Raw genomic sequence first — 666 nt, forward strand, 5'->3', positions numbered from 1 at the left:
GCCCGCGCGGCCGCGGCGCTCGACGGCCGCCCGTTCGTCACTCCCGACGACGTGAAGCGGGTGGCGGAGCCGACGCTCGCGCATCGGCTGGTGTTGACACCGGACGCGACCGTCGACGACGTGGACAAGCGGGACGTGATCGCCAACGTCCTCGACCGCGTCGCCGTCCCGACGGTGGAATCGCCGGAGGCGTGAGCGGGCTCAGGCCGTATACGGGCGCGAGCGGTCGATCGGAGAAAGGTAGTCACGAGCAACACGGCCGGCAAAGAGCGGATGCGACACAGTCGATCAAGAGCGGATATCGGGCCCCACGTGCGGCGGACCCATGCGGCCCACCTACGCGTCCGTATCCCGGTCCGCGAGCAGCGCCGACGCCGTCAACAGCGACTCCAGCTCGATATCGTGTTCGGCCAACCGCTCCGTCGCGCCCTCCTCTCGGTCGACGACGACGAGCACGCGGTCGACGACCGCGCCCGCTTCGCGGAGCGCTTCGACCGCGTCGACGGCCGACTGGCCGGTCGTCGCGATGTCTTCCAGGACGACGACTTCCTCGCCCGCCTCCAGCCGCCCCTCGATCCGGTTTCCGGTGCCGTACTCCTTGGCCTGCTTGCGCGCGATGACGTAGGGCCGACCGAGCCGGTCGGCGGTCACGGCGACGAGCGGGAC

1 protein-coding gene and 1 pseudogene are annotated in these 666 nt (G+C 70.9%); one reads left to right on the top strand and one right to left on the bottom strand.

The window, feature by feature from the left end; translation table 11 throughout:
* Positions 1–195: pseudogene (locus ACFQEU_RS17225) on the top strand (AAA family ATPase); the annotation flags it as partial.
* A 141-nt stretch (positions 196–336) separates the two neighbouring features.
* On the opposite strand, the gene ACFQEU_RS17230 reads toward ACFQEU_RS17225, so the two are convergent.
* Positions 337–666 (bottom strand): orotate phosphoribosyltransferase (locus tag ACFQEU_RS17230; protein WP_379784137.1); only part of this gene is annotated, 330 nt, incomplete at its 5' end.

The sequence above is a fragment of the Halorubrum tibetense genome (genome assembly GCF_042661865.1).
Lineage (GTDB): Archaea > Halobacteriota > Halobacteria > Halobacteriales > Haloferacaceae > Halorubrum > Halorubrum tibetense.